The following is a 5,540-nucleotide window of genomic DNA, read 5'->3' as shown; positions in this document are numbered from 1 at the left end:
ACACATCTAATCTTTTTTTTGGGGTGGTTTGTGGGTGGGGGGGGGTTGTGGTGTGGGGCGCGCGGCTGTTTGGTCCGCCTGCCGCCCCCCCCCCCCCCCCCCCCCCCCCCCCGACTCGTGCTGCTTTCAGCCATTCTCGGAGTTTCCCCTCGGCGATGTCGCTGCGGAACACCGGGAGACGACGAGCCGGTTTCGGATCAGGGCGGAGTCGCCGGCCGCCGGACTTGACCTGAAGAAAAGTTGAGCTTCTAACGTCGATCTCGATGTATCCCGGCAACGAATCGAGAACACAATGAGCGCACAACAGGACCCGTCCTACCGCTGGGGTGGCGAAGACCTCGACCTCGACGCGTACCTGGCCCGCATCGGCTACGAGGGCGAGCGCGCGCCGACCCTGGCGACCCTGCGCAGTCTGGTCTATCTGCACGTCACGACATTCCCGTTCGAGAACTTGGAGATCATCCTCGGACGCCCGATCAACCTGGACGTGGAATCGTTGCAGGACAAGATGGTTCGACAGCGCCGCGGCGGCTACTGCTTCGAGAACTCCGGGCTTTTCGCGGCCGTCCTGGAACGACTCGGTTTCGGCGTCACCGGGCTGTCCGCCCGAATCTTCATGGGAACAGACAACAAACTCCTCGCCTCGACCCACGCGATGCTGCGCGTGACCACCACCGACGACGACCGCATCTGGCTCTGCGACGTCGGATTCGGCAGCGGCCCGATGGCACCGATCGAGCTGACCCCCAGCAACGGTGAATTCACCTTGGGCGACTGGCGTTTCCGCCTCGAACGCGGCACCGACGAACTGGGCGGCGAACAATGGAGCCTGCACCACTTCAACCGCGACGGCTGGGCAATGCGCCGCACCTTCGGAATGACCCCGCAGTACCGAATCGACAATGTGGTCGGTAACCACTACGTGTCGACATCCACGCATTCACCGTTCACAACCCGCCCCGTCCTGCAGCGCTTTCACCCCGAGGTGCACTACATGCTCGACGGCCTCACTCTGCTCACCAACTACCCGGATGGCACGAGTGAAACCCGGGAGCTCGAACGATCCGAGCTGCCGAAGACGCTGACCGAGATCTTCGATATCGAGCTGAGCGAAGCGGATCTGACGACCCTCGTCCACGAACCGTAACCCTCAGATCACGCAACTCGGTGAGGCCACCCAAGGGTCAACCTGCTGCTGTGGCGCGGCGAGCGGTACATGAGGCAGGCGACACGCCGACAATGCCTGTCTCATGTACCGCTCGACGGAGGGTAGGCCGCTTAGCCGACGGGTAGGGAGGCGAGGATTGGGAGGAAGCCCCAGTCCATGAGGCGTTGGGCGTCGGATGTTGCGGCGTCGAGGTCGAAGGGGGAGCTGTGGAGGACCACGCCGATCAGTCGCTGGGCGCCTCGGCGGGCTTCGAAGAGCAGGCAGGTTCCGGCGGCGTTCGTGGATCCGGTTTTGATTCCTGTGGTGCCCGGATACTGGTGGAGGAGGTCATTTGTGTTCTCCCAGACGTGGTGTCTGTTCCCGGCCCCGGCGGGCAGGTGGTGGACCTGCGTACCGACGATCTCCCGGAACACCGGGTTCGCCATCGCATGGCGCCCGAGCCGCACCAGATCGGCGGGTGTGGAGTACGTGGAGAAATCGTCGGGTACCGGGAGCCCGCTGGGGTCGGTGAAATGAGTGTTCCCCATACCCAGTCGCTGCGCTGTGGCGTTCATCTTGGCTATGAACGCGTCGCGACCAGGCCCGTACGCCTCGGCCAGGGCGTAGGAGGCATCGCAGCCGGACGGCAGCATCATCGCGTACAGCAACTGGCGCGCAGTGAGCACCTCCCCCGCAACCAGGCCAGCGTTACTCCCGCCATGGGCAGCAGACGCATCAATAGCGGCCTGCGGCACCGTAACCGCCCGCTCGAGATCCCCGGCCTCGAGCACAACCACCGCCGTCATCACCTTGGTCAGACTGGCAACCGGCACCCGAGTATCCGCCTCCCGCGACCACACGATCACCCCCGTATTCCCCTCCGCAAGCGCCGCCCCCCGCGCCTGAATCCCATCGGGTTGAAGAGCCACCGGAAACGGAGCCTGAGCATTCGAGCCGCCGGCAACCGGAGCCGCGGCGACGGTGGGCGCGAAAACGACGAGCACCGCGGCGACCGCCGCCGGTAGTGCGCGGACATAGGTTCGCATCGGCATATTGTGCCGCCGGATTTCACCGAGTAGTGGGATTTCCCGCCTGAGCGTTGCCTCTTAACTGCTGGCCGAGGCAATATCCGACTGCCGACGCCCGATATCGACTACACCGCGAGCCCGATTCGCCGATCGGATCCACTGGATATCGATCACCGCGCCAGAGCATGTTCACCGACATAATCAACACCCCATTCGGGCACGACGTTGAAGCGCATTCGAGAATCCGGGGTGCAGCCTGAGCAGGCAGCGCACAGTCTCTGAGCTACTGGGCATTCGACCACGTCGGCTATCCGGACAGGGATCCAGATTCCGGCCGGCGGTGTGCATGCCGGAGAAGACGTATTGCCCGGGTTGCAGATGTGCCCCCGAACGGTGCTCCGCGATCATGATCATGCCGACCCCGCGCGATCATCCGAGAAGTGGGAGTTGGCGACCCGCTATTACATCCGGCTCTCGACAGCAGACATCCGCCTCCCGGATGGGGTGGAGTTCACGCAGTACGTTGCGCGGATGCCGCGGTGCGCGATGACGTTGGTACTCAACGACAACCGCGATGTGCTGCTGATGTACCGGCACCGGTGGATCATCGACCAGTGGGTGTGGGAGCTTCCGGGTGGGTACGTCGACCACGCCGAGGATGTCGCTGCGGAGGCGGCCCGTGAGGTCGAAGAAGAGACCGGCTGGCGCCCATGCGCGATGGAGCACCTCGTGACCTATCAACCTGCAATTGGCACACTCGATCACCCCCAGGAGATCTATCTGGCCCGCGGCGCCGAGCTCACTGACACCCGACCGGACATCAACGAGGCCGAGACAATCCGGTGGGTGCCTCTCGATGATGCGGTACAGATGATCGACCGAGGAGAGATCGGCGGCGCGGCGACGGTGGTGGTGGGCGTGTACCGGGCACTCACACTGACCTAGCATTCGCCACCCGGTCACGAAACTCCTCTACTGCCGGAATGTCGCTGTAAGGGGCGAGTCGTGCACGCAAGTCTCGGAGATGGGCATGGGTTCGGCGGGATTCCACCGCTCCGAACAGTTCGAGCGCATGCGTACCGACTCGGACCGCCTCATGCGGGTTCGGAATCATCGCCACCGACCACGATGTGCAGCAGGTCCGGTAGGACATCGAGGGCCCGGATTCAACGACGCGCCAGGCGGCGAGGTACGAGCAAGGTCGCTAGGCGTCGTAGTGCGGCGGCGGCGCACAGCGCCCGCGCCTCTTGATCCTGTCTGACGGAATTCGGCAACCAACCTGGAGAGGTGCCGGGCGTACCATAGCGGCCGTGAATCTGGCTGTGGGTGACCTGTTGGCTCCGCTGACTGAATCGCGTCGGGCTCACTCGTTAGCGGTGGGACGCCGGATGGAGTCCGTAGCGGGGCTGCTGCCGCCCGACCTTCGTGGGGATGCGGTTACGGCCGCCTACCTGCATGACGTCGGCTACGGACATCCTGATCTCGGGTTTCACCCAATAGACGGTGCCCGGCTGCTGCGATCACTCGGGTACTCGCCGGTCGTGTGCCATCTGGTCGCGTTTCACACGGCAGCGGAGGTCGAGGCAGAAGTGAGGGGACTGGACGCAGGCATATTCGATGAGTTCCAGCTCTCGGGTGTGGCTGGGCTCGAGAAGGCCGAGGATTTCCTGTGGTGGTCCGACCTGTCGACGGGTCCGAACGGGGAAGATTTCACGGTGGATGAGCGGCTGGATGAGATCTTGAGGCGCTACGAGCCGGGCAATGTCGTTCACAGCGCGATCACGAAGGCGGAGCCACGACTGCGAGCAGTTGCTCAGCGCGTATCGGGATCGATGTAAGGCTCGCTCTCGTTCAGCGCCCAGTCAATGCGCTTCCGCTGGCTGCGGTCCATCGTCAAGTCGGGGATCTGCTCGACCGGCACCCACCCGACGCGCGTGCTCTCGCTGCTCGTCATGGGTTGGCCACCGATCGGCTCGCCGCGGTATACAACGGTGAATTCCTGACGGACTTCGTCGTTGCTCGTGTAGTGGATGACGTGGGTTGGATCGGTGAAGATGCCGACGATTCCGGTTACCTGGATATCCACTCCCGTCTCTTCTCTAGTCTCGCGAACAGCAGTGCGCCCGCAATCGACCAGCTGGATTCGCCCGTCGAAGGTGCGGTGCTCGATCATGTCGAGGGCGACGTCCGGATAGCCGTCGTAGATGCGTTCTTCGCCTAATAAGACACGTTTCGTTCCGAGTTTCGGAGGAGCTATGGCAGACGCAGGCTCGACGAGCTGGACGCACGAATCAAGAAGGCGGCAACCTGAGCCGTTGCATCGCGCAGGGGCGAGGAATCGCCTGCTCGTACCACTCTGCAACTTCACTACCGGGCGCCACTCCGCGCTCCGGTCGTGGCCGCGTAATGCGCGGCAATGTCATCACTGGTGGTGTTCCACACGCCGGGGTGACCGGTGACGTACTCGAGGGCCTGATCGAGGTATTTCAGCCGGAACGCCTGCCCGGTGACGAAGGGATGCAAGGCCAATGCCATGACCCGGCCGCTGTGCTCGGAGTCGGCGTACAGCTGGTCGAATTGGTCTTTGACGATCTGCACGAAGTCGGGGCCGCTGATGGAGTGGGCAGTGAATAGACCCAGGTCGTTGAGCTCGAGAGTGTACGGAACACTCATCACACCGGGCACGTTCAGCCAGTACGGCTGGTCGTCGCTGGTCCAGTCCAGCACATAGTCCAGGCCGAGTTCCGCGACCAGCGCCGGGGTCTGGAAGGTCTCGCTGAGGGCCGGTCCCATCCACCCGCGCGGCCTGCGGCCGGTGGCCTTCTCGATGGTTTCGACGACATCGGTCAGGTAGGCGCGTTCTTCCGCCTCGATCTCGGACTGCACGGTGGAGTTGTTCTTGCCGTGCGCGAGCCATATCCAGTCGCGAGCCTTGCCGGCTTCGATGATTTGCGGATAGTGCTCGGCGACGTCGGAATTGAGGAGAACGCTCGGACGCACGCCGTGGCGATCGAAGGCCTCGATCATCCGCCAGATCGCCACCCGGGGGCCATAATCGCGCCAGCCGTGATTCAGCGGGTCGGGTACCAGCCCCGCGGTTCCCTGATTGATGCTGGTCGACGGCTTGCCCATAAGGAAGTGCTCGACGTTGAGCCCGACATAGAACGCAACCCGCGCATTTCCGGGCCAGGTAATGGTCGGGCGCTCGATGATCGGACTGTAGTCGTACAACTCGTTTCGCATTGCGAGATCTCTTTCCCGTGGTTCTTTGAGAGCCGATGCGGGGGGGTTAGCGATAAGCACCGGCTCGGGTCTCAGCCCAGAGCAGGAGCGAAGTGGCGGGAACAAGGAACGGTTGGTATAAC

At 63.5% G+C, this 5,540-nt stretch carries 6 protein-coding genes; 3 read left to right on the top strand and 3 right to left on the bottom strand.

Annotation, left to right across the window (positions count from 1 at the left end):
* The first annotated feature begins 292 nt into the window (after nucleotides 1–292).
* Entirely contained in the window at nucleotides 293–1,147 is an 855-nt protein-coding gene (locus ACFXNW_RS11125) for an arylamine N-acetyltransferase (RefSeq protein ID WP_379417513.1), read from the top strand.
* 131 nt (nucleotides 1,148–1,278) lie between these two features.
* On the opposite strand, the gene ACFXNW_RS11120 is transcribed toward ACFXNW_RS11125, so the two are convergent.
* Nucleotides 1,279–2,193, bottom strand: coding sequence for a D-alanyl-D-alanine carboxypeptidase family protein (locus ACFXNW_RS11120; RefSeq protein WP_379417512.1), 915 nt, complete (start codon nucleotides 2,191–2,193; stop codon nucleotides 1,279–1,281).
* 375 nt (nucleotides 2,194–2,568) lie between these two features.
* Here ACFXNW_RS11120 and ACFXNW_RS11115 point away from each other — a divergent pair, with 375 nt between their 5' ends.
* Nucleotides 2,569–3,120, top strand: a complete 552-nt coding sequence (locus ACFXNW_RS11115) for an NUDIX domain-containing protein (RefSeq protein WP_379417511.1) — start codon at nucleotides 2,569–2,571, stop codon at nucleotides 3,118–3,120.
* A gap of 365 nt (nucleotides 3,121–3,485) precedes the next feature.
* Nucleotides 3,486–4,013 carry an HD domain-containing protein gene (locus ACFXNW_RS11110; RefSeq protein ID WP_379417510.1) on the top strand — a complete coding sequence of 176 codons (528 nt, stop codon included), beginning with the start codon at nucleotides 3,486–3,488 and terminating at the stop codon, nucleotides 4,011–4,013.
* Here the strand turns inward: ACFXNW_RS11110 and ACFXNW_RS11105 are convergent.
* Together ACFXNW_RS11105 and ACFXNW_RS11100 are read right to left on the bottom strand one after the other, a co-directional pair.
* The gene (locus ACFXNW_RS11105) at nucleotides 3,989–4,543 is read right to left on the bottom strand and encodes an NUDIX hydrolase (protein ID WP_379417509.1); all 555 of its coding nucleotides are present in this window, start codon (nucleotides 4,541–4,543) and stop codon (nucleotides 3,989–3,991) included. The two genes, ACFXNW_RS11110 and ACFXNW_RS11105, sit on opposite strands and share 25 nt — an antisense overlap.
* A complete protein-coding gene (locus tag ACFXNW_RS11100; RefSeq protein ID WP_379418096.1) occupies nucleotides 4,543–5,418 on the bottom strand; it encodes a polysaccharide deacetylase family protein in 876 nt (291 codons plus the stop codon). Before ACFXNW_RS11100 ends, ACFXNW_RS11105 begins: the two co-directional genes overlap by 1 nt.
* Nucleotides 5,419–5,540: the final 122 nt, after the last annotated feature.

The sequence above is a fragment of the Nocardia sp. NPDC059180 genome (assembly GCF_042754945.1).
GTDB lineage: Bacteria > Actinomycetota > Actinomycetes > Mycobacteriales > Mycobacteriaceae > Nocardia.
Note: the sequence above shows the minus strand (reverse complement) of the source record. Positions and strands in the feature narration are given on the sequence as shown.